Source organism: Nocardioides salsibiostraticola (assembly GCF_054783655.1).
The window spans coordinates 108,728-128,556 of sequence record NZ_BAAGQD010000004.1; the positions used below are offsets into that span (position 1 = coordinate 108,728).

The 19,829-nt window shown below is 68.2% G+C and carries 17 protein-coding genes and 1 riboswitch; of the genes, 12 read left to right on the forward strand and 5 right to left on the reverse strand.

The features are described 5' to 3' along the window. Window positions 1–16: 16 nt before the first annotated feature. The 12 genes from ACYVLV_RS03265 (at window position 17) to ACYVLV_RS03320 (ending at window position 10,638) form a co-directional block, all read left to right on the forward strand. Window positions 17–586: a CDP-alcohol phosphatidyltransferase family protein gene (locus tag ACYVLV_RS03265; protein ID WP_460807929.1), complete on the forward strand. Its 570-nt coding sequence runs from the start codon at window positions 17–19 to the stop codon at window positions 584–586. Then, on the forward strand, window positions 579–1,457 hold the full coding sequence (locus tag ACYVLV_RS03270) for a DUF881 domain-containing protein (protein ID WP_460807663.1): 879 nt from the start codon (window positions 579–581) through the stop codon (window positions 1,455–1,457). The genes ACYVLV_RS03265 and ACYVLV_RS03270 overlap by 8 nt, the downstream gene beginning before the upstream one ends. Continuing rightward, window positions 1,454–1,786 carry a small basic family protein gene (locus ACYVLV_RS03275; RefSeq protein WP_460807665.1) on the forward strand — a complete coding sequence of 111 codons (333 nt, stop codon included), beginning with the start codon at window positions 1,454–1,456 and terminating at the stop codon, window positions 1,784–1,786. Before ACYVLV_RS03270 ends, ACYVLV_RS03275 begins: the two co-directional genes overlap by 4 nt. After that, entirely contained in the window at window positions 1,779–2,573 is a 795-nt protein-coding gene (locus tag ACYVLV_RS03280; RefSeq protein WP_460807666.1) for a DUF881 domain-containing protein, read from the forward strand. Before ACYVLV_RS03275 ends, ACYVLV_RS03280 begins: the two co-directional genes overlap by 8 nt. A gap of 96 nt (window positions 2,574–2,669) precedes the next feature. Further along, window positions 2,670–3,056, forward strand: a complete 387-nt coding sequence (gene gcvH / locus ACYVLV_RS03285) for a glycine cleavage system protein GcvH (protein WP_460807667.1) — start codon at window positions 2,670–2,672, stop codon at window positions 3,054–3,056. Between the two features lie 88 nt (window positions 3,057–3,144). Next, window positions 3,145–3,693 carry an FHA domain-containing protein gene (locus ACYVLV_RS03290; RefSeq protein ID WP_460807669.1) on the forward strand — a complete coding sequence of 183 codons (549 nt, stop codon included), beginning with the start codon at window positions 3,145–3,147 and terminating at the stop codon, window positions 3,691–3,693. A gap of 48 nt (window positions 3,694–3,741) precedes the next feature. After that, on the forward strand, window positions 3,742–4,440 hold the full coding sequence (gene ftsR / locus ACYVLV_RS03295) for a transcriptional regulator FtsR (RefSeq protein WP_460807670.1): 699 nt from the start codon (window positions 3,742–3,744) through the stop codon (window positions 4,438–4,440). A 111-nt stretch (window positions 4,441–4,551) separates the two neighbouring features. Further along, window positions 4,552–5,019: a bifunctional nuclease family protein gene (locus ACYVLV_RS03300; RefSeq protein ID WP_460807671.1), complete on the forward strand. Its 468-nt coding sequence runs from the start codon at window positions 4,552–4,554 to the stop codon at window positions 5,017–5,019. A 169-nt stretch (window positions 5,020–5,188) separates the two neighbouring features. Beyond that, window positions 5,189–5,788: a MerR family transcriptional regulator gene (locus tag ACYVLV_RS03305; RefSeq protein WP_460807672.1), complete on the forward strand. Its 600-nt coding sequence runs from the start codon at window positions 5,189–5,191 to the stop codon at window positions 5,786–5,788. 38 nt (window positions 5,789–5,826) lie between these two features. Beyond that, window positions 5,827–5,944, forward strand: a riboswitch (glycine riboswitch). 87 nt (window positions 5,945–6,031) lie between these two features. Further along, complete coding sequence (gene gcvP, locus ACYVLV_RS03310) at window positions 6,032–8,932, forward strand: aminomethyl-transferring glycine dehydrogenase (RefSeq protein ID WP_460807674.1); 2,901 nt, start codon at window positions 6,032–6,034, stop codon at window positions 8,930–8,932. Between the two features lie 43 nt (window positions 8,933–8,975). After that, window positions 8,976–9,851, forward strand: coding sequence for a mechanosensitive ion channel family protein (locus tag ACYVLV_RS03315; RefSeq protein ID WP_460807675.1), 876 nt, complete (start codon window positions 8,976–8,978; stop codon window positions 9,849–9,851). 55 nt (window positions 9,852–9,906) lie between these two features. Continuing rightward, window positions 9,907–10,638 (forward strand): sulfotransferase family protein, encoded by a 732-nt coding sequence (locus ACYVLV_RS03320; protein WP_460807676.1) that lies wholly within the window; start codon window positions 9,907–9,909, stop codon window positions 10,636–10,638. 8 nt (window positions 10,639–10,646) lie between these two features. Here the strand turns inward: ACYVLV_RS03320 and ACYVLV_RS03325 are convergent, their stop codons facing one another. The 5 genes from ACYVLV_RS03325 to pepN all read right to left on the reverse strand — a co-directional run bounded on the left by ACYVLV_RS03325 (window position 10,647) and on the right by pepN (window position 19,744). Beyond that, complete coding sequence (locus ACYVLV_RS03325; RefSeq protein ID WP_460807677.1) at window positions 10,647–13,796, reverse strand: AAA family ATPase; 3,150 nt, start codon at window positions 13,794–13,796, stop codon at window positions 10,647–10,649. Continuing rightward, window positions 13,796–14,971, reverse strand: a complete 1,176-nt coding sequence (locus tag ACYVLV_RS03330) for an exonuclease SbcCD subunit D (protein ID WP_460807678.1) — start codon at window positions 14,969–14,971, stop codon at window positions 13,796–13,798. Before ACYVLV_RS03330 ends, ACYVLV_RS03325 begins: the two co-directional genes overlap by 1 nt. Window positions 14,972–15,021: 50 nt before the next feature. After that, a complete protein-coding gene (locus ACYVLV_RS03335; RefSeq protein ID WP_460807679.1) occupies window positions 15,022–16,395 on the reverse strand; it encodes a hypothetical protein in 1,374 nt (457 codons plus the stop codon). 89 nt (window positions 16,396–16,484) lie between these two features. Next, window positions 16,485–17,297 carry a formate dehydrogenase accessory sulfurtransferase FdhD gene (locus ACYVLV_RS03340; RefSeq protein ID WP_460807681.1) on the reverse strand — a complete coding sequence of 271 codons (813 nt, stop codon included), beginning with the start codon at window positions 17,295–17,297 and terminating at the stop codon, window positions 16,485–16,487. After that, window positions 17,297–19,744, reverse strand: coding sequence for an aminopeptidase N (gene pepN, locus ACYVLV_RS03345; protein WP_460807683.1), 2,448 nt, complete (start codon window positions 19,742–19,744; stop codon window positions 17,297–17,299). Before pepN ends, ACYVLV_RS03340 begins: the two co-directional genes overlap by 1 nt. Window positions 19,745–19,829 lie beyond the last annotated feature (85 nt).

A 19,829-nucleotide genomic window follows, 5' to 3' on the forward strand; every position in this document is an offset into this window, starting at 1 on the left:
GAATGCCGATCGAGTGATGACGCTGCCCAATGTCCTCAGTGCTCTGCGGCTCGCCGGTGTGCCGCTGTTCCTCTGGCTGGTGTTGGGCCCCGAAGAGGACGGTTGGGCCCTGGCCCTTTTGTTCGTGGCGGGGTTCACCGACTTCCTGGACGGGTGGCTGGCCAGGAAGTTGAAGCAACAGTCGACCCTGGGACAGATCCTCGACCCGGTGGCCGACCGTCTCTACATCCTGGCCGTGGTGCTGGGTCTCGCCCTACGCGACGTGATCCCGTGGTGGATGGCCGTCTCGTTGCCGCTGCGGGACGCCCTCATGTGGGGACTCGTCCCGTTGCTGCGGACCCGGGGATACAGCGCGCTCCCTGTGCACTTCCTCGGCAAGGCCGCCACCTTCAACCTGCTCTACGCCTTCCCGTTGCTGCTCCTGGGAGATGGGGACGGCACCGTTGCGGGCCTGGCCGAGGTGTTCGGGTGGTCGTTCGCCATCTGGGGGATCGGTCTCTACTGGTGGGCCGGGGTCCTGTACGCCTGGCAGGTACGCCGCCTGTTGGCCACCACCGAGCCGCTGTCGGCGGTCCGTGATGGCTGAGCGGGGCACCTCACAGCCCACCGGGACCCCGTTGCCCGAGCGCGTGACGATGCCCCTGTTGACCCTGATCAGTCGCCAGGCCCTCGACGAGGACTACGTGCGAGCCGCCGAGCAGCGCACGCTGCGTGGGCTCAGCCCCGCCCCACGTCGACGTTACGCCGCGGCCGTCGCCGTTCTGGTCTTCGGAGTTCTGGCCTCGACCGCTGCCGTCCAGCGCTCACGTGACGTCGCGGTCAACGACGCCGGACGAGCCACCTTGATCAGCCGCATCACCACCGAACGGGAACGGGTCTCACTCCTGCAGGACCGTGTGGTCGAGCTGCGCGAATCGAACACCCGCAACGCGGGAGTGCTGGCGGACCTTGTCGACCGGAACGAGACCACGAACACCCAGGTACGACGCTTCCGGGTGCGCACCGGGATGCTGGCGGTGCAGGGCGAGGGTGTCCGGGTGACGCTCGCGAACGCCCCGGAGGCCGATCCGAGCCAGGTCGTCTACGACGCCGACCTGGCGTTGTTGGTCAACGGTCTGTGGAGTGCCGGGGCCGAGGCCATCGCCGTGAACGGCCAGAGGCTCACCGCGATGAGTGCCATCCGCAACTCCGGCGTCCCTATCGAGATCAATCGCGTGGGCATCGCACCGCCCTACGTCGTCTCCGCGATCGGTGATCGCCGGAGCCTGCAGGCGGACTTCTTCGACACCTCCAGTGGCCTCGCGTTCGCCGACCTGGCCCGTCGCCTAGGCTTCACCTACGCCTTCAGCAACGAAGCCGTGGTCACCTTGCCCAGCGGCCCCAGCCGATACCTACGATTGCGCAACGCCCAGTTGACTCCGGGCTTCGTACCCGACGGAGGGGAGAGTTCGCCATGATCGCTGCTCTCGGCCTGCTCGCGGGGGTCCTCCTCGGTCTGTACTTCCAGCCCGACGTACCCCTCGGACTCGAGCCGTACCTACCCATCGCGGTCGTGGCCGCCCTCGACGCGGTGTTCGGTGGTCTGCGCGCCTACCTCGATGGGATCTTCGATGACAAGGTCTTCGTCGTCTCGTTCCTGAGCAACGTCCTCATCGCTGCCGGCATCGTCTACCTCGGTGACCGTCTCGGCGTTGGTGGTCAACTCTCCACCGGGGTCATCGTGGTCCTGGGGATCCGTATCTTCGCCAACGTCGCGGCCATTCGAAGGCACCTGTTCCATGCCTGATGGAGCAGACTTCCCCACGGCCGAGGAGGCTCAACGACCGCTGCCCCCCGATCCCGGGTCCGAAGAGGTCGACGGCCGGTCACGCCTGGTGAAGGCGTTGGTCAAGCCGGCCCGCACCCAGATGGTGGTCGCGTTGATCCTGGCGTTGGTCGGGTTCGCTGGCGTCACTCAGGTCCGCGCCAACGAGGTGGACGACAGCTTCGCCGGGGTCCGGCAGCAGGACCTGATCGACATCCTCAACGGTCTGGCCGGCACCAGCCAGCGGGCCGAACGTGAACTCGCCCGACTCGAGCAGACCCGCGACGACCTTCAATCCGACTCGAGCCGCCGGCAGGCTGCTCTGGACCAGGCCGAGAACGAGGCCGCGACCCTGAGCATCCTGGCCGGACTGGTGCCGGTGACCGGCCCAGGGATTCGCGTGACGATCAAGGAGGTCACCGGGCAGATCACGATCAGCACCCTCCTCGACGTGGTGCAGGAGACGCGCACCTTCGGCGCCGAGGCCATCCAGTTCAACGGTGAGGTGCGCGTCGTCGCGCAGACGTCCTTCGAGGATGTCGGCGACGCGATCGAGGTCGACGGGGTCAGGCTCACCGCGCCGTACGTCATCGACATCATCGGTGAGCCAGCCGGTCTCGAGGGAGCCATCAACTTCTCTCAGGGGCCCCGGGCGCAGGTCCGTGACGACGGCGGCGAGCTAGAAGTCCAGACCCTGACGTCCTTGGACATCGAGTCCATCCGGCAACCGGTCCCACCTGAGTACGCCGAACCGCAAGTGGGACAGTAACCTCAGGGGCCGTCCGGGACCCAGCGTGGCTTCGCTGCGTTCTTCCCGAGCACCCCGACCTGAGCACCCGACCCGTTGACTGAACGAGGAGCGATCGTGAATCCCGAGGACCTGTCCTACACCGCTGAACACGAATGGATCCGCACCCCGGGGGAGCACGCCGGTTCGGTGCGGATCGGCATCACCGACTACGCCCAGGACGCCCTGGGCGACATCGTCTACGTCTCGCTCCCGGAGATCGGTGAGTCCCTCACCGCCGGTTCGACCTGCGGTGAGCTCGAGTCGACCAAGTCGGTCAGCGATGTCTACGCTCCCGTCACCGGCGAGGTCGTGGCCCGCAACGAGAGCCTCGACGCGACCCCCGAACTGGTCAACAACGACCCCTACGGTGCGGGCTGGCTGTTCGAGATCGTGCCCGGCGACGGTGGCATGCCCGATGACCTGCTCGACTCGGCGGCGTACACCGCCAGCCTCGAGGGCTGACTGATAGGTTCGGGGAACCATCACCCTCAGGCCGCGCTAGAGGGTTGTTGAGACCGACGAATCAACCCGCACACCCCAGAGGACACCGATGTTCTGCACCTCCTGCGGCAAACCGAACCCCGACGACGCGCGCTTCTGCGCCCAGTGCGGTACCCGGATCGCCGAGTCGCCGAGCGGCGACGCCTCCAGCGGTCCTGCCAATGACGCCGCCGAGACGACCGCGACGATTCAGTTCGGCCACGTCACCGCCAGTGGATCCGGGACGGACAAGGTGGAAACGTCGGACCGGGCCCTGAACACCCTCGATGCCGCAGCCGTCGACGCGCTGCCCGCGGGGCACGCGTTGCTGGTGGTGCAGAAGGGCCCCGGCGCAGGGAACCGCTTCCTCCTCGACGCCGACATCATCAAGGCCGGTCGGCACCCCGACTCCGAGATCTTCCTCGACGACGTCACCGTGTCACGTAGCCACGCCACGTTCCACCGCGACGGCGCCACCTTCAAGGTCTCCGACGCCGGGAGCCTCAACGGGACCTACGTCAACCGCGATCGGATCGAAGAGGTGGCGGTCAAGGACGGGGACGAGGTCCAGATCGGCAAGTACCGCCTGGTCTTCTTCGCAGGTCACGAGAGCTCCTGAGTCGTGGCCCGGGCTGAAGCAGCAGGGGCTCCGGGGTCCGGGGCCCGGATGAACATCGGGCAGGTCCTCGACCTGCTCCGCGAGGACTACCCGTCGATCACCATCCCCAAGATCAGGTTTCTCGAGGAGAAATCGCTGATCAAGCCCGAACGCACGCCGGCCGGCTACCGCAAGTTCGCCCAGACCGACGTCGACCGCCTGCGCTACATCCTGCGCATGCAACGCGATCACTACCTGCCCCTGAAGGTCATCGGCGAGCACCTCGACGCCATCGACCGGGGCCTCGAGCCACCGCCCATCGAGGCAGTGGTGCCGACCGTGCCGGTGGTGAGCCTCGCCGCCGACGGGTTGCCGGGCGCAGCGTCCTTCCAGCGTCGGGACAACGTGCGCATCTCGCGCCGTGAGTTGATCAAGATCGCCGAGATCTCCGAAGACCTGCTCACCCAGCTCGAGCAGTACGGCCTCCTGCGGGCCAAGGCAGGGACCGGCCACTTCGACTCCGACGCGCTGGTGATCGCCCGCACCGCCCGGGAACTGTCCGAATTCGGCTTCGAACCCCGTCACCTGCGGGCCTTCAAGACCGCCGCCGACCGCGAGGTCGGACTGGTGGAGCAGGTGGTCGCACCGCACCGCAGCGGTCGCGACGCCGCGGCCCGGGCCCGCGCCGAGGACCAGATCAGCGAGATCGCCGCCCTGTCGGTCCGGTTGCACGCGACCCTGGTCAAGTCGGGCCTGCGCACCACCTGAGCCTGGTCCTGAGCCTCGCTGCTGAACCCGGACCGCCGAGCCGACCCGGCCCCGACCCCGCCCCGACCCAGGCCCGGTGTCGTGGTGGGGAGCGCGGTGTAGCGTTGCGGTGTGCGCGAAGTCGATGTGATGGGTGTCCGAGTCGAGATGCCGTCCAACCAGCCGATCGTCCTCCTGCGAGAGGTTTCCGGGGAGCGCTATCTCCCCATCTGGATCGGCGCCGTGGAGGCCACCGCGATCGCCTTCGCCCAACAGGGCGTCGTACCCCCGCGTCCGCTGACCCACGACCTGCTCAAGGACGTACTCGATGCCACGGGCAACGCGCTGATCGAGGTCCGGATCACCGACGTCAAGGAGGGGGTGTTCTTCGCGACCCTGGTCTTCGCCAGCGGGGTCGAGGTCAGCGCCCGGCCCTCGGACTCGATCGCGCTCGCACTGCGCACCGGAACGACCATCACCTGCTCCGAGGAGGTGCTCGACGAGGCTGGCCTCGCGGTGCCCGCCGAACAGGAGGACGAAGTGGAGAAGTTCCGGGAGTTCCTCGATCAGGTCACCCCTGAGGACTTCGACGGCAGCTGAACAACCCTCACCCTCAAGTAGAGGTTGAGGGTTGTGCGACACGCAGTCGAGCATCGTTGACCGGGGTGCCAAACGGGTCTACCTTGAAGTGTCTTCGTTGTAACTCCACGCGTGTTGTTGTTCCCTTCCCCCGAGTTGCTGACCACGAAGTAGACCCACGGAGGACCGTGTGAACGACCAACATTCCAACCCTGAGTCGGCAGCAGCCGACGCCCAGCGCGCCGGCACAGCCGCCCACGAGCAGGGTCTGTTGTTCACCGACGACGTCTCCCCGCTGCCCAGTGACCAGGGCTACCGCGGACCGACGGCCTGCAACGCGGCCGGTATCACCTACCGTCAGCTCGACTACTGGGCCCGGACGGGTCTCATCGAGCCCACCGTTCGTGGCGCCAAGGGCTCGGGGTCACAGCGGTTGTACTCCTTCCGCGACATCTTGATCCTCAAGGTCATCAAACGACTCCTCGACGCGGGCATCTCGCTGCAGCAGATCCGCACCGCGGTCACCCACCTGCGCGAGCGCGGCACCGACGACCTCACGCGCGTGACGCTGATGAGCGACGGCGCCTCGGTCTACGAATGCACCAGCAACGAAGAGGTCATCGACCTCCTCCAGGGCGGCCAAGGCGTCTTCGGCATCGCCATCGGCGGGGTCTGGCGCGAGATCGAGGGAACTCTCGCGGATCTGCCCTCCGAGCGCGCCACCGTCGAGACCGCACCCAGTGCGGCCGACGAACTCGCCGCTCGCCGCGCGGCTCGCAAGATCAGCTGACCGGTCCTATCGGTGCGCTGATAGGTTGTTCCTGCTGACTATCCCGCACGGGAGAGTCTTCGTCTCCGGTTCCCTGCAGTAGGGGACCGGAGGTAGAAGCGCCGAAGGGGCAATTCCTCCCCGGAACCTCTCAGGCGCCCGGACCGTGCGGACCAGGCAACTCTGAAGCAACCGATACCGGATGTGACAGAGGGGGAGGGCGATCGTTCGACCTGTCCCCAGGCCTACCGAGGAGCCCGCCCGATGTCACATCTGCCCACAGCTTCGTCCTTGTCCGAGCTGGACGCCGCCTCACCATTCGTACGCCGCCACATCGGCCTGACCGAGGCCGACGAGCAGCACATGCTGGATCGTCTGGGGTTCGCCACGCTGGAAGAGTTGATGGCCGCGGCCGTTCCCGGTGGGATCCGACAGTCCGCCGTCCTCGACCTGCCCGCGGCGGCCTCCGAGGAAACCGTCGCCTCCGAACTGCGTCAGATGGCCGCGACGAACAAGCCCGCCACCGCCATGATCGGTCTGGGCTATCACGCCACCATCACCCCACCGGTGATCCGCCGCAACGTGCTCGAGGACCCCAGTTGGTACACGGCGTACACGCCTTACCAGCCGGAGATCTCCCAGGGCCGTCTCGAGGCGCTGATCAACTTCCAGACCGTCATCTCCGACCTGACCGGGCTGCCCACGGCCAACTCCTCGTTGCTCGACGAGGGGACGGCCGCCGCTGAGGCGATGACCCTCGTTCGTCGCGGTAACCGCAAGGCCCAGGGCCCCTTCGTCGTCGACGCCGACGCACTGCCCGCCACGATCGACGTCGTGCGCACCCGCGCCGAGGCGATGGGCATCGAGATCGTGGTCGCCGACCTGTCGCTCGGGCTTCCCGAGGGTGAGCTGTGCGGGGTCCTGATCCAGTACCCCGGCGCCACCGGTCGCATCGTCGACCCCACCCCGCTGATCAGCGCGGCCCACGAGCACAACGCCCTGGCGGTCGTGGCTGCGGACCTCCTGTCACTCACGCTGCTGGAGGCGCCCGGCTCACTGGGCGCCGACGTCGTGGTCGGGTCCTCCCAGCGTTTCGGAGTGCCCCTGTTCTACGGCGGCCCCCACGCCGGATTCATGGCCGTCGCCGCCGGGCTCGAGCGTCACCTCCCGGGTCGACTCGTCGGGGTGTCGATCGACGCCGCCGGCCGCCCGGCGTACCGCCTGGCCCTGCAGACCCGTGAGCAGCACATCCGTCGCGACAAGGCGACCTCGAACATCTGCACCGCCCAGGTGCTCCTCGCCGTAGTGGCGTCGATGTACGCCGTTTACCACGGTCCTGAGGGGCTGCGTCAGATCGCCACCAGGACCCACCGGTACGCCGCCGTTCTGGCCCAGGCCCTGCGCGACGCCGGCTACTCGCTCGGGTCCGAGACGTTCTTCGACACCCTCACCGTCCACACCCCGAGGCGCGCGGCCTCGATCCAGACCGCCGCCCGCGAGCAGGGTCTCCAGGTGCGGCTCGTGGACGAGGACACCATCGGGATCAGCACCTCCGAGCGCACCACCGCCGCGGATCTGGTCGGTGTGCTGGCAGCCTTCGACATCACCTGCACCGAGGCGAACATCGCCGCTATCGATGGCGAGACCGCCGACGCACTCCCGACCGAGTTGGGCCGCACCTCGGCGTACCTCACCCACGAGGTGTTCTCCAGCCACCACAGCGAAACGGCGATGCTGCGTTACCTGCGCAAGCTCTCCGCCCGCGACTATGCGTTGGATCGCGGGATGATCCCGCTGGGCTCATGCACCATGAAGCTCAACGCCACCACCGAGATGGAACCGGTCTCGCTCCCGGGGTTCGCGGACCTGCACCCCTTCGCTCCCGCGGAGGACGCCCGTGGCTACCGCGAGCTCGTGGACCAGCTGGAGGAGTGGCTGGCCCAGGTCACCGGTTACGACCGGGTGTCCATCCAACCCAACGCAGGGTCCCAGGGGGAGCTGGCCGGGCTGCTGGCCATCCGTGGCTATCACCTCTCGCGCCTCGAATCGGGCATCGACACCACGCCCCGCGACGTCTGCCTGATTCCTTCCTCCGCCCACGGCACCAACGCCGCGTCGGCGGTCATGGCGGGCATGCGGGTGGTGGTGGTCAAGGCCGCCGAGGACGGCGGGATCGACCTGGACGACCTGCGGACCAAGTGCGAGCAGCACGCGGACACTCTCGCGGCGATCATGGTGACCTACCCCTCGACCCACGGGGCCTACGAGGACTCGATCACCGAGTTGTGCTCGATCGTGCACGGCCACGGGGGACAGGTCTACGTCGACGGCGCCAACCTCAATGCGCTGTTGGGGTACGCCCGGCCCGGTGAGTTCGGCGGCGACGTCTCGCACCTCAATTTGCACAAGACCTTCTGTATCCCGCACGGCGGTGGAGGGCCGGGCGTCGGCCCGGTGGCCGTCCTGGATCATCTGGCCCCCTATCTGCCCTCGCACGCCCAACACCCGGATCCCGCGAAGCGGGCAGGCATCGGACCGATCAGTTCCGCGCCGTACGGCTCGGCTGGGATCCTGCCGATCTCGTGGGCCTACATCCGCCTCATGGGCGGTGAGGGGCTCACCCGAGCGACCGCGTGCGCGGTGCTGTCGGCCAACTACATCGCCGCCCGGCTGGGGGAGTTCTTCCCGGTGCTCTACCGCGGGCACGGCGACCTCGTCGCCCACGAGTGCATCCTCGACGTCCGGGGCATCAGCAAGAGCACGGGAGTCACGATCGACGACGTCGCCAAGCGTCTGATCGACTACGGTTTCCACGCTCCGACGATGTCCTTCCCGGTCGCCGGCACCCTGATGGTCGAGCCGACCGAGTCCGAGGACCTGGCCGAGATCGACCGCTTCTGTGACGCGATGATCGCTATCAAGGGCGAGATCGACCGGGTCGGAGCAGGGGAGTGGACCCCCGAGGGCTCCCCACTGCGCGGTGCCCCCCACACCGCCCGCACCCTGGTGGGCGAATGGGACCGGGACTATCCACGCGAGGTGGCAGTCTTCCCGGCCGGCATCGATCCCGACAAGTATTGGCCCCCGGTGGGGAGGGTCGACCAGGCGTACGGCGATCGCAACCTGACGTGCTCCTGCCCGCCGCTGGAGGCTTTCGCCGAGTAGGGCTTCCACCCGGGCAGCTGGGCCGATGCGTCAGGATGGGTGCGTGGACGACATCGGCGGGTCAGGCATCTCGGTCATCGAAGCTCTGGTCGCCGTGGGGGTCCTCGCCGGGGGATTCCTGGTCGCGTACGTCGTGCGCCGATTGCTGGTCCGCGCCCTGAGTGGACCCGACAATGCCGCGGGAGCGGCCCGGATGCTCGGACGCTTCGTGCAGGTCATCCTGATCGGCGCGGTGCTGGTGTTCGTTCTGAACTCGCTGGGCCTGGCGATCACTCCGCTCCTCGGCGCCTTGGGGATCGGTGGTATCGCGGTCGCGCTGGCCGTGCAATCGGTCCTGACCAACGCGATCTCCTCGGTGATCCTGCAGATCCGGCGGCCCTTCCGGAGCGGCGACCAGATCGCCACCAACGACCTCGAGGGCCGGGTGTTGGAGGTCAACTTCCGCACGGTGCGCCTGTTGACCTTCGACGGCAACGACGTGTTGATCCCGTCCTCCCACGTCCTGGATGCCCCGATCACCAACTACACCAAGACCCCGGTCCGGCGCACCGAGCTCATCATCGGGTTGGACTACGAGACCGACCTCGAGCACGCGATCCAGGTGCTGCGCGAGGTCACCCCTACCGTGGAGGGGGTGCGCGAGCAGCACGCACCAGAGGCCTGGGTCTTCGAGTTCGGCGACAGCACCATCAACGTGGCCCTCCGGTTCTGGCACGCCTCACCGAACGCCGACATGTGGCGAGTCCGCAGCGAGGTGGCCGTCGCCGCGAAAGCCGCGCTGGACGCCGAGGGCATCACCATCGCCTTCCCCCAGCAGGTCGTTCACTTCGCCCAGTCACGTGAGCAGTCACGTGAGCAGTCACGTGAGCACTCACGTGAGCAGCCACGTGATCAGCCACGTGAGGGGCCCTCGACCTGAACGCAGAGGTGGGTCCCACCGCGCCGAGAGGTTCGGAATCTATAGGGTTCACCTCATGGGACACCCGGCATGGATAGGCCTCGGCGCACAGCGCAGCGGCACCACCTGGCTGACCGATCTGCTGACCCAGCACCCGCAGGTCGGACTCGGGGAGAACCAGAAGAAGGAACAACAGCTGCTGCACAAGGTGGCGGACGGCCGCATCGAGGCTACGGAGTACTTCGACCTCTTCCCGGACAACGGAACGGCCCGCGGCGAATGGTCCCCGCAGTACCTCCGCCACGCCTCGACCCCGGCGACGGTGGCGCATCTCCTGCCCGACAGCCTGTTGCTCGTGCTGTTGCGCGACCCCGTGGCCCGTTTCAAGTCAGCGATGAGCCTGGCGCTGACCCGGGAGCAGCAGAAGCGACGCAGTGACCCGAAGAAGCGCACGATCCAACTTGCCTGGCCCTACCCGGTGCCGATGATGGTGCAGACCTGGACCGGTTTCTATGCCGATCAACTGGCCGCGTGGGCCCAGGCCTGCGGACGGGAGCGGATGATGGTGATGGTCCACGAAGAGGTCCGCAACGACCCTCAGGGCACGGTCGACGCGATCTGGTCCCGGCTGGGAGTGTCCTCGGTGCCCCTCGGCCTGGAGGTCACCGAGAAGTCGCACTCGAGCAGCAAGGTGTCCTGGGAGTGGACCCCGGGTCTGCAGGAGTCGCTGACTGCGATGTACCGACCGCAGTACGCCCGCCTCGAGCAGGAGTGGGGCCTGGACCTGTCCGGGTGGGCCAGCCGCTAGGGCTTCGATCAGCCCCGGATCGCCAGGGTGGAGCCGGAGCGGGTCTTGGTGACCACCAGCTGGGTGGGGATCCGGTCGCGCATCTCCGCCACGTGGCTGACCACGCCGACCACTCGGCCCCCATCGCGCAACGAGTCCAGGGTGTCCATCACGCCGTCCAGTGTCTCGGCGTCGAGGGAGCCGAACCCCTCGTCGACGAACAGGGTGTCCAGTCGCATCCCGCCTGCCTCGCCGCTGATGACGTCGGCCAGACCCAGGGCGAGGGCGAGCGAGACGACGAAGGTCTCACCACCAGACAGCGTTGCGGGGTCCCGGGACTCACCCGACCAGTCGTCGCGCACCAGCAGGCTCAGTCCGCCGCGCTTCTCCCCGGCCCCACGCTGACCGGTGTGCACCAGGGAGTAGCGCTGATCGCTCATCCCCGACAGACGCTCGTTGGCAGCGTCGACGACCTGGCTGAGGCGGTAGGCCAGCACGTAGGCCGACAGCCGCATGTGCCACCGGTTGTCGGCCGACTTGCCCTCGACGAACGCGCCCAGTGCGTTGGCCAGGACCAGTTGGTCATGACGGGGTCGCCACGTGAGATCGGCCTGCGCGTAGGCCCGGGTCAGATCAGCCAGCCGCTCGCTGCGCGAGGTCAGCAACACGACCTGCTCGCGCGCAGTGCTCGCGCTGGCCCGACGCTGGGTGCAGGTCTGGGTCAGTGCTTCGAGGTCCGGCAGGGGCTGCGCGGCCTCCTGCTGCGCCCCGGGCTCGGCCAGGATGCGGCGTACGGCGGCAAGTTGGTCCTCGTGAAGGCGGACCGCCTCGTCGAGTTCGCGGACCTCGGCCTCGGGGAGAAGCGCAGCTCGCGCATTCTCGGTCGTATCGAAACCGGCGCGTTGCAGCGAGGTCGAGAGTCGTGCGTTCGCCTCGTCCAGGGCCAGCCGGGCGACCTCTGCCGCCTGGAGGGCTTCCTGCGCCGTGCGGCCGGCTTCGACCTGGTGATCGCTGCGAGACAGCGCCTGGGCCAGGTCGGTCTCTCCGGTAGCGAGGAGTGCCTCGGTCAGGTCGCCCTCGATGCTGCGGATCTCGGCTTCGAGCACCCGGATCGCGGAGGTCGCCTCGCGCGCCTCGTCCTGGCGATGGCTCACCGCCGTGGCGACCAGATCCAGTTCGCGTTCCTGCGTGGCGCGACGTCCTTCGAGCAGGGTGACCTCGCGGCCCGCGGCGTCAGCGACGCTGCACTCGCGCTCCAGTGTCGCGTGCTGGGTTCGTGTGTCGGCTTCAGAGTCGGTGCCGGCCCGTTGTTGGGCTACCGCGAGCCCGGTTACGAGGTCGCGCACCGCGCCGTCCCGGGCGTGGGCCTCGGCCTTGGCGTCCTCCATCTGGGTGAAGGCCTGCTTCTCCTGCGTGGCGTCCGGGGCACGGGTGTCTCGCAGCGCCTTGTCGGGATGGTCGGCGGAACCGCAGACCGGGCAGCAGTCGCCGACGGCGAGTTGACCGGCGATCTCCGCCGCCATGCTCTCGAGGCGAGCCTCCTTCAGGAACAACCAGGTCTCGCGCAGATCCTGAGCGCGCTGTTCGATCACGTGGTGTCGCTCCCGCGCTGCCTCCAGGCGGGCCATCAGATCGCGCACCTCGGCGTGCGCGGACAGTCGCTCGATTGACTGCGCCACCCGGGACATCAGGTCGGGACGACGCGAGGAGTTCTCGCGCGCCACCAACAGGGCGGCATCGATCTCGCTCAGCACCCCGGTGATCCGGGTGGACCGGTCGGACAGGTCCGCCTCGTGTCCGACCGCCATCTCGCGGCGACTCTCGACCTGCCGGACCTCGGCGCTCGCTGCGTCGAGTCGCGCGGCCTTGGGCAGGAGATGACGCAGACGAACACATCGATCGGACGCCTTATCCACGGCGGTTTGCAGTGCTTGTGCGACGGCCGGTGCGGATTCGTCCAGTGTGGCGGGATCGAAGGGCTTCGGGCTCGCGGAGGTCCCGGGATCGTCCCACTCGAACAGGAGCTGCCCGTCCTGCCCGTCCTGCCCGCGCATGCCAGCCTGTTCGGGGGGAGGAGCGGTCATGGGCGACTGGGCTGTCAGTTCAAGACCGCTCTCGACAGCCAGGAGAACGCTGGCCCGGGCGTGGGCCCGCGTCGGGGTGTAGCGCTGCTGCCGGTCCGCAGCGATGTCGAGCACGTCGGCCAGACCGGCGGCCCGTCGGGCGAGTTCGAGGCGTTCCCGACGCCACAGGTGATCGACGGACTGCGCCTGCAGTGCCGTCCTCTCCGCCGATGCCTCGACGAGCCGAACCCGCCGGCCTCGGATCAGCTCGGCCTCCTGCAGCGCAGCCTGGGCCTGATCCTCGGCCAAGGCCGCCAGCTCGTGGGTGTTGCGGGCGCCGTCGAGGCGCTCGTCCACCTCACTGCGGTGCGCGCTCAGCCAGGTGAGCAGGCTGCCGCTCGTGGCCGGTTCGGTGAGGTCGCCGAGATCCCAGTCCTCCGGCACCGGCTCGTCGACCACCTCGCTGACCCGGCTGATCACCTCGGCGAGTTCGTGGTGGGCCTGCGTGGTCTCCCGTCGCAGTTGGAGACGGTGCTCGCGCAGCCAGGCCTCGACCCGTTCGAAGCGACCGGTGCGGAAGAGTCGCTGGAGCAGTTGGTGGCGCTCCTCGGAGGTAGCGCGCAGGAAGGCCTGGAACTGACCCTGGGGGAGGAGGGCGACCTGGGTGAACTGGGTGAGGTTCATCCCCACGAGGTCGCCGATGATCTGTCCCGTCTCGTCGGCGCGGCTGGACAGATGGCGCCAGGTGCCATCGACGCTCTCGCTCAGCGAGACCGCCGGGGGCTCCGAGGTGAGACCGGTCCCACGCTTCTTGGGTCGATCCCACGAGGGGGACCGGGTGATCCGGAACCGTCGACCGGCCAAGGTCGTCTCCAGCGCAACCTCGGGCCTGGCGCCGGGTTCGGCGTGGTCGGAGCGGAGCCGTTTGGCGGCGTTGCGATCCCCGGGTACCGCGCCGTACAACGCGAAGGTCACTGCATCGAGCACACTGGTCTTGCCGGAGCCGGTGGCGCCGGAGAGCAGGAACAGGCCGGCTTGGGAGAGTTGATCGAAGTCGACCCTCACGGTGTCGGAGAACGGGCCGAACGCCGTGACCTCGAGATGGTGGAGACGCATCAGCCACCAGACCGATCGGGATCGGCGTCCGGGTCGGCACAGCAGGCGTCGACCGCCTGGAGCAACAGGGCGCTTTCCTCGGCCGTGGGGTCGCTGCCCCGCATCTGGCGCATGAACTCGACGGCGATCTCGGACTCGCTGCGTGAGTGGGTCGCCGACGCCGGGAGTCCACCCCAGGCCGGGGCGGGAGTGTCGAAGGAGAGGACCAAGGTGTGCGGGAAGCGGCGCCTGATCTGGTCCATGGCCTGGGCAGGACGGGCCACGTCGGTCAGGGTGACTTCGAGCCAGGACTCCTCGTGCGTCCGCAGGTCGGGGTCGGTGAGCAACTCGTCCAACGAGCCACGAAGACGCGCCAACCGTCGCGGCACGGGGGCCTCGATGAACTCGACCGACTCGAGGCCGCCAGACCCCAACTCGACCAGCCAGGACCCCTTGCGGTGGGTCGCCTCGGAGAACGAGTAGGCCAGCGGACTGCCGCTGTAGCGCAGTCGGTCGGAGAGGGTGTGACGACCGTGCAGGTGACCCAACGCCACGTAGTCGGGGCCGTCGAAGACGCCGGCCGGGACGTGGGAGATGCCCCCCACACTGATGTCGCGCTCGGAGTCACTGGGCGTCGTCTCGGCCTCGCCGCCGATGACGAAGGCGTGGGCCAGCGCCACCGAGCGAGTACGCCGGTCGCGGGCGGCGAGATCCGCGCGGACCCGTGTCATGGCGTGTGAGAGGGCGGCCCGGTGCGATCGCTCGCTCAGAGCCCAGGGCTCGGCCACCGCCAAGGGGTCGAGGTAGGGAAGCGCGTGGACGACCACCGGCCCGTGGTCGTCGGCCAGGATGACCGGGGTCCCCACGGTGCCGGGATCGGTGCGGATGAACACGCCCGCCTCGTCGATGAGTCTCGAGCTGAAACCCAACCGGTGCGCGGAGTCGTGGTTGCCGCTGCTGATCACCACCTGCGCTCGCGATCGCGCCAACCGGACCAGGGTCTCGTCGGCCAGCGCCACGGCGTCGACCGCGGGCAGGGCTCGGTCGTAGACATCGCCGGAAACCACCACCAGATCGACTGATTCCTTCTCCACCGCCTCGAGGAGATGGTCGACGTACGACGCCTGGTGCTGCAGCATGCCCTCCCGGTGGAACGACCGGCCCAGATGCCAGTCGGAGGTGTGGAGGATGCGCATGTGAAGACCGTAGAGCGGACCGCCGACAGTTCGGCGTACCCACGCCAGGGTCAGGGCTGACGAGACTCCAGGAGAGCCTGAAAGGCCTCGTAGTTGTCCCGTTCGATCTGGTCCACGTCGACGAAGAGCCCGGCGACGTCGATCAGCTTCTGACCCACATCGTCGAGGGTGCGGGCCGTCCCTCCGGCCAGGGTGACGTACTCGTCGCGTAGATCGTCCCACTCGGGAAAACCGCCGTAGGGGGACATGCCCACGGATCCCGAACGCGACCACGCGTTCAACTCACCCGACCTCGCCACCTGGTTGCGAGCGCCGCGCACCTCTCCGGCGATCACCGGGACGACCGCACGACCCAGGAACACGAGAGTCTCCGGTTTGACGTCGATGTCTCCCGTGACCAGGACCTGGTCGTCGGGTACGGACAGCAGATCCGGAGTCATGGCCAGGTCGAAGGAGCCCGCGTTCGACCGGACCTCGTCGAGCCCGGAGTTCAGGCTCTGCTGGATGATCTCCTCCTCGTCGTACAACGCCTGGTCGAAGGCCGCGAGATTTTCGCGAAGTTTGTCGAAGACGGCGCCCGGGCTGTCGCCTCCGTAGGTCTGCTGGGCCGCCCCCGACGCGGCCTCGTCGGGGGCGAAGGCACCCAGGATTCCCAGGACCGTGCGGACGCCGCCGAGGACGGCGGCCGAGGTCCCGGCGGTGACGAACAGGCTGGCTCCGGCGAGAACCGCACCGATGATCTTGAGCGCCTCCCCACTCCCGCCGCTGCTCTTGGCCTGGAGAACGCGCAGAACGTCGTCCGCGATGGCGGCCACGTCCAACCGGGCTTCCTTCCAGAGGTTGCGCTCTCCGGTCAGGCAGGTTCCCAACAGCCCGACCATGGCCAGTTGACCGCGCACGACGCCCGGCAACCGGTTGGAGTAGTTGGCTGCGAAGAGGTCCATGGTGACGCCGTTCATGGCCACCACCTCACCCACCACCGATTGGAGTGCGGAGTCCAGATCACCGTTGCCGGTCTGGATCTCCGCGTCGGTGCCGGCTCCGGTACTGGTCGCGATCGTTGCCACGTTCAGCCGCCCGGCCGCCTCCTGGAGCACGTTCACCTGGGAGTCGAAATCGGCCGGATCCGGGAGGCCCAGCCATGGCCGGAAGGCGTCGTTCATCTGTTCGTACCAACTGCGCCACAGCGCCCGGAAGTCGGTCTGGACCCCTGCGAACTCACCGACGTTGAACCGCTCGTCGTTGTTGACGTCATAGAGGTAGAGCCCGGTCGCGTCCAGTTCGTAGGTGGTCATCGGGGAGACCGCGAACCCGGAGACCCACCCATTGGCGGTGGGGTACCAACCGAGCAACTCCATGTCCCACTCGATGGCCGCGTCCGCCATCCGCGCCACGGTGCCCAGCAGTTCGTCATAGGTCGACATGCGTCAGATTCTCTTCTTCGGTTGGTCGGGACATCCTGGGTGTTACCCGCGGACCCCGGTCGGCAAACCTGCTCGAGCCGTTGGGGCAGTTACGACGTGTAACGAACCGTCCTCTGAGCGGAGGTGAATCCATAGAGGCTCAGACCTCCGGTGCGCGCGAGATCCACGGCCAGACTGGTGGGGGCGCCGACCGAGATCATGGTCCCGATCCCGGCCGCCAGTGCCTTCTGCACCAACTCGAATCCGGCCCGCCCGCTGACCACCAGGGCCGCTTCCGCCGGAGACTCTCCGGCCATGATCCTGGCCCCGGTCACCTTGTCCACCGCGTTGTGCCGCCCCACGTCCTCACGCACGACGAGAAGCGCACCCTGGGCGTCGGCGAGGCCGGCGGCGTGGACACCGCCCGTGTGGTCGAAGACGCGCTGCCTCTGGCGCAGGGCGTCCGGCAGGCGTCGGACGACGTCGGGGTGGGGCGCGGGACCGCTCCACGCGAGAGCGGGATCGGGGATGGCGGCCTGCACACTGTCGCGTCCGCACACCCCACACGCCGAGGAGCCCGCGGTCACGGACTCGTGCTGGTGGGGGACCTCGGACGGCGCCTGCTCCAGGGTCGCGGTGACGACGTTGAACTCCTGATCCGGTGCGAGGTCCACGTCGGTGCAGTAGGCGATGCGACTCACCGTGCCGAGACCCTCATGCGCGATCCAACCGGCCACCAGTTCGAAGTCATGCCCTGGGGTCCGCATGGTCACCCACACCCGCTCGGCGGGGCGCCCGGGCCAGGCCAGACGGATCTCGAGAGGTTCCTCGGTGACCAGCCGGTCCTCACGCTGGCGTTCCCGGTCGCCGACGAATTCCGTGACGCGGGTGCGCGTGACGGGGCCGGGTCGTCGGTCGCGCATCAGTGGGGGAAGGTCGCGCGGACCAGGCAGCGCCGGCGCAGGTCGTCGAGTTGGTCGGCGACCCGGCGTGCCACGGCGGGCACCAGCACGTCGGGTTCGAGGAGTGTCTCCAATGCGGCTACGGCTTCTGCGGTGGCGGCGGTGCGCGGGAAGAAGGACTCCGCGGTCAGGGCAAGGACCCAACCGCTGCGCACCTCGGCAGTGGCGGGGAGTTCCTGGATGTAGCGCGCGACGTACTGGTCGGTGAGGGATTCCTGTCCGTCCTGCCACAGCCCGGCGCCGGCTGCTTCCAGCTCGTAGTTGGGTACGTCGACCGCACCGGTGAAGCGTTCCCAGGCAAACTGCTTGGCCTCGGGGGTGGGCATGGAGGCGACGGCGCGGGCGTGGTGGGCACGCGTGGTGACGGTCTCCTCGGACGCCAGTAGACGGTCCACGTCCGCGCGGTCGACGGCTCCGCTGCGCGCCAACGCGGTCGTCAGGCGCCACCGGAGATCACCGTCGAGGTCGAGTCCGGAGGGCAGGTCGGTCCCGTCCCGCCACCCGCGGAGGAGGGCAGCGTCACAGGTGGTGGAGATCGAGGCCCGGAAGGCAGTCAGTTGCTCCTCTGATCCAGGGTCCGTGGTGCCCAATGCCTCCATCAGAGCGGCGTTGATCCGTTCCAAGGACCCCTCGGAAGCAGCCGGTAGGACCTCCCGAAGCAGCCACGGAATCGTGCGCCGACCGGTGTCCTCCGAATCGGCTAGTGGCGGAGCCGCCACGACGAGGTCGACGATGTCGTCCGGATCGATGGCCGCCACGGAGTAGCCGCTCTTGAGGTTGTTCCACGTCGCGGCGATGAGTCGGTGATCCTCGACGCGGGGGAGGTGCTCGACCAGGGATTCGACGGTCAGCGGATTCGGCACGTAGACCGCCCAGCTGGTCTCGTCGGGGTCCAGGATCACGGGGCCAACGGGGTCGACCGACACAGGAGTCACCGGTCCGTCGATGGTGACCGGGGTCCGGCCCACCCCGAGCACCTCCACGTCGAAACGGTGGGTCCGGTTGGCGGGGTGCTCGGGAGGAGGCGTCCGGACCAGCGTGCCGTTCGAGCGGTCGAGGGTGATCCGGTCGGGACCCGCGGTGCGAAGCCACTGGTCGATGACGGGGGAGAGGTCGCCCGCACCGCTGCGTTCCCAGCTGGCGAAGAGATCATGCATGGTCGCGTTGCCGAACCGGTTGCGGGTGAAGTGGTCGACGGCCCCGGCGAAGAAGACGTCGTCGCCCAACGAGGTGGCCAACTGCTTGAGGATGCTGGAGCCCTTGGTGTAGGAGATCCCGTCAAAGTTCTGCAGGGCGGCCACGGCGTCCACGGCGCCGTTCCCGGCGACCGGGTGGGTGCTGGGACGCTGATCGGCGGACAGTCCCCACTGGCGACGGGCCCAGGACACCTGGGTCCAGGCGTCGTCGTACTCGGTGACGTCGGCGGTCACCCGGTTGCCCATGTATTCGGCGAACGACTCGTTGAGCCACAGGTCGTCCCACCACACCGGGGTGGTGATGTTCCCGAACCACTGGTGGGCCATCTCGTGCGCGACGGTGGTGGCCCGGCCGATCCGGGTCCCTCGGGTGACCCGGGTGTCGAAGAGCATCTGATCGCGGTAGGTGACACAACCGGGGTTCTCCATGGCTCCGGCGTTGAACTCGGGCACGAAGGCCTGGTGGTAGTTCCCGAAGGGGTAGCGGATGCCGAAGAGCCGGTGGAACTCGTCGAAGCATTGCTTGGTGAGGGTGAACAGTTCCTGGGCGTCGGCTTCGAGTGGACCGGCCAGGCTGGCCCGGCTGCTCAGGCTCAACGGGATGCCGTCGTGCTCGTCTCGGATCAGGTGGTACGGCCCGGCGACCAGGGTCACGAAGTACGTCGAGAGCGGCTGGGTCTGCTCGAACTCCCAGACGCCGGGTTCGACCTGCTCGCCGGGGGCGTTCCCGATCACCGTCCACGCCCGAGGGGCCCGCACGTGGAAGGTGTACGGCGCCTTGAGGTCCGGTTGGTCGAAGCACGCGAAGATCGTGGGTGCAGCGTCCATGAACGACATGCCGTAGACGTAGGTGTTGCCGTCCACCGGGTCGGTGCTGCGGTGCAGTCCCTCGCCGTCGTTGCGGAACGGCATCACCGCCTCGACCACCAGGCGGTTGGTGCCTTCGAGGGTCTCGAGCGGGAGCCGACCGTGCTCCAACAGATCACTGCTCAACGTCTGATCGTTGAAGACGACGCGGACCAAACGGTTCGGTTTGACCTCGATGAACGTGTTGCCGCCGCGGCTCTCGAAGGTCACCTCGGTCACCGAACCGAACGTCGATTCGTCCGCGGCCGAAGAGAGATCGAGCCGCACGTCGTACGACGTGACATCGATCTGACGGAACCGGGCCTGCGCCTCGGTCTGGAGAAGTGGTTGCCCCTGCGTGGTCACCGGTTCACCCTACGAGGACTCACGGAACGAGTGGTCGGCGAGTCGCCGGCAAATGGTGTTCCCAATTGCAGAAACGAAGCCTATA

What these genes read in the sequence shown, in the direction of transcription:
- ACYVLV_RS03270 (WP_460807663.1), top strand. Translation starts at nt 579, where the DNA reads ATGGCTGAGCGGGGCACCTCACAGCCCACCGGGACCCCGTTGCCCGAG.
- ACYVLV_RS03275 (WP_460807665.1), top strand. Translation starts at nt 1,454, where the DNA reads ATGATCGCTGCTCTCGGCCTGCTCGCGGGGGTCCTCCTCGGTCTGTAC.
- ftsR (WP_460807670.1), top strand. Translation starts at nt 3,742, where the DNA reads ATGAACATCGGGCAGGTCCTCGACCTGCTCCGCGAGGACTACCCGTCG.
- ACYVLV_RS03330 (WP_460807678.1), bottom strand. Translation starts at nt 14,971, where the DNA reads ATGCGCATCCTCCACACCTCCGACTGGCATCTGGGCCGGTCGTTCCAC.
- ACYVLV_RS03320 (WP_460807676.1), top strand. Translation starts at nt 9,907, where the DNA reads ATGGGACACCCGGCATGGATAGGCCTCGGCGCACAGCGCAGCGGCACC.
- ACYVLV_RS03325 (WP_460807677.1), bottom strand. Translation starts at nt 13,796, where the DNA reads ATGCGTCTCCACCATCTCGAGGTCACGGCGTTCGGCCCGTTCTCCGAC.
- ACYVLV_RS03340 (WP_460807681.1), bottom strand. Translation starts at nt 17,297, where the DNA reads ATGCGCGACCGACGACCCGGCCCCGTCACGCGCACCCGCGTCACGGAA.
- gcvP (WP_460807674.1), top strand. Translation starts at nt 6,032, where the DNA reads ATGTCACATCTGCCCACAGCTTCGTCCTTGTCCGAGCTGGACGCCGCC.
- ACYVLV_RS03290 (WP_460807669.1), top strand. Translation starts at nt 3,145, where the DNA reads ATGTTCTGCACCTCCTGCGGCAAACCGAACCCCGACGACGCGCGCTTC.
- ACYVLV_RS03265 (WP_460807929.1), top strand. Translation starts at nt 17, where the DNA reads ATGACGCTGCCCAATGTCCTCAGTGCTCTGCGGCTCGCCGGTGTGCCG.
- ACYVLV_RS03335 (WP_460807679.1), bottom strand. Translation starts at nt 16,395, where the DNA reads ATGTCGACCTATGACGAACTGCTGGGCACCGTGGCGCGGATGGCGGAC.
- ACYVLV_RS03280 (WP_460807666.1), top strand. Translation starts at nt 1,779, where the DNA reads ATGCCTGATGGAGCAGACTTCCCCACGGCCGAGGAGGCTCAACGACCG.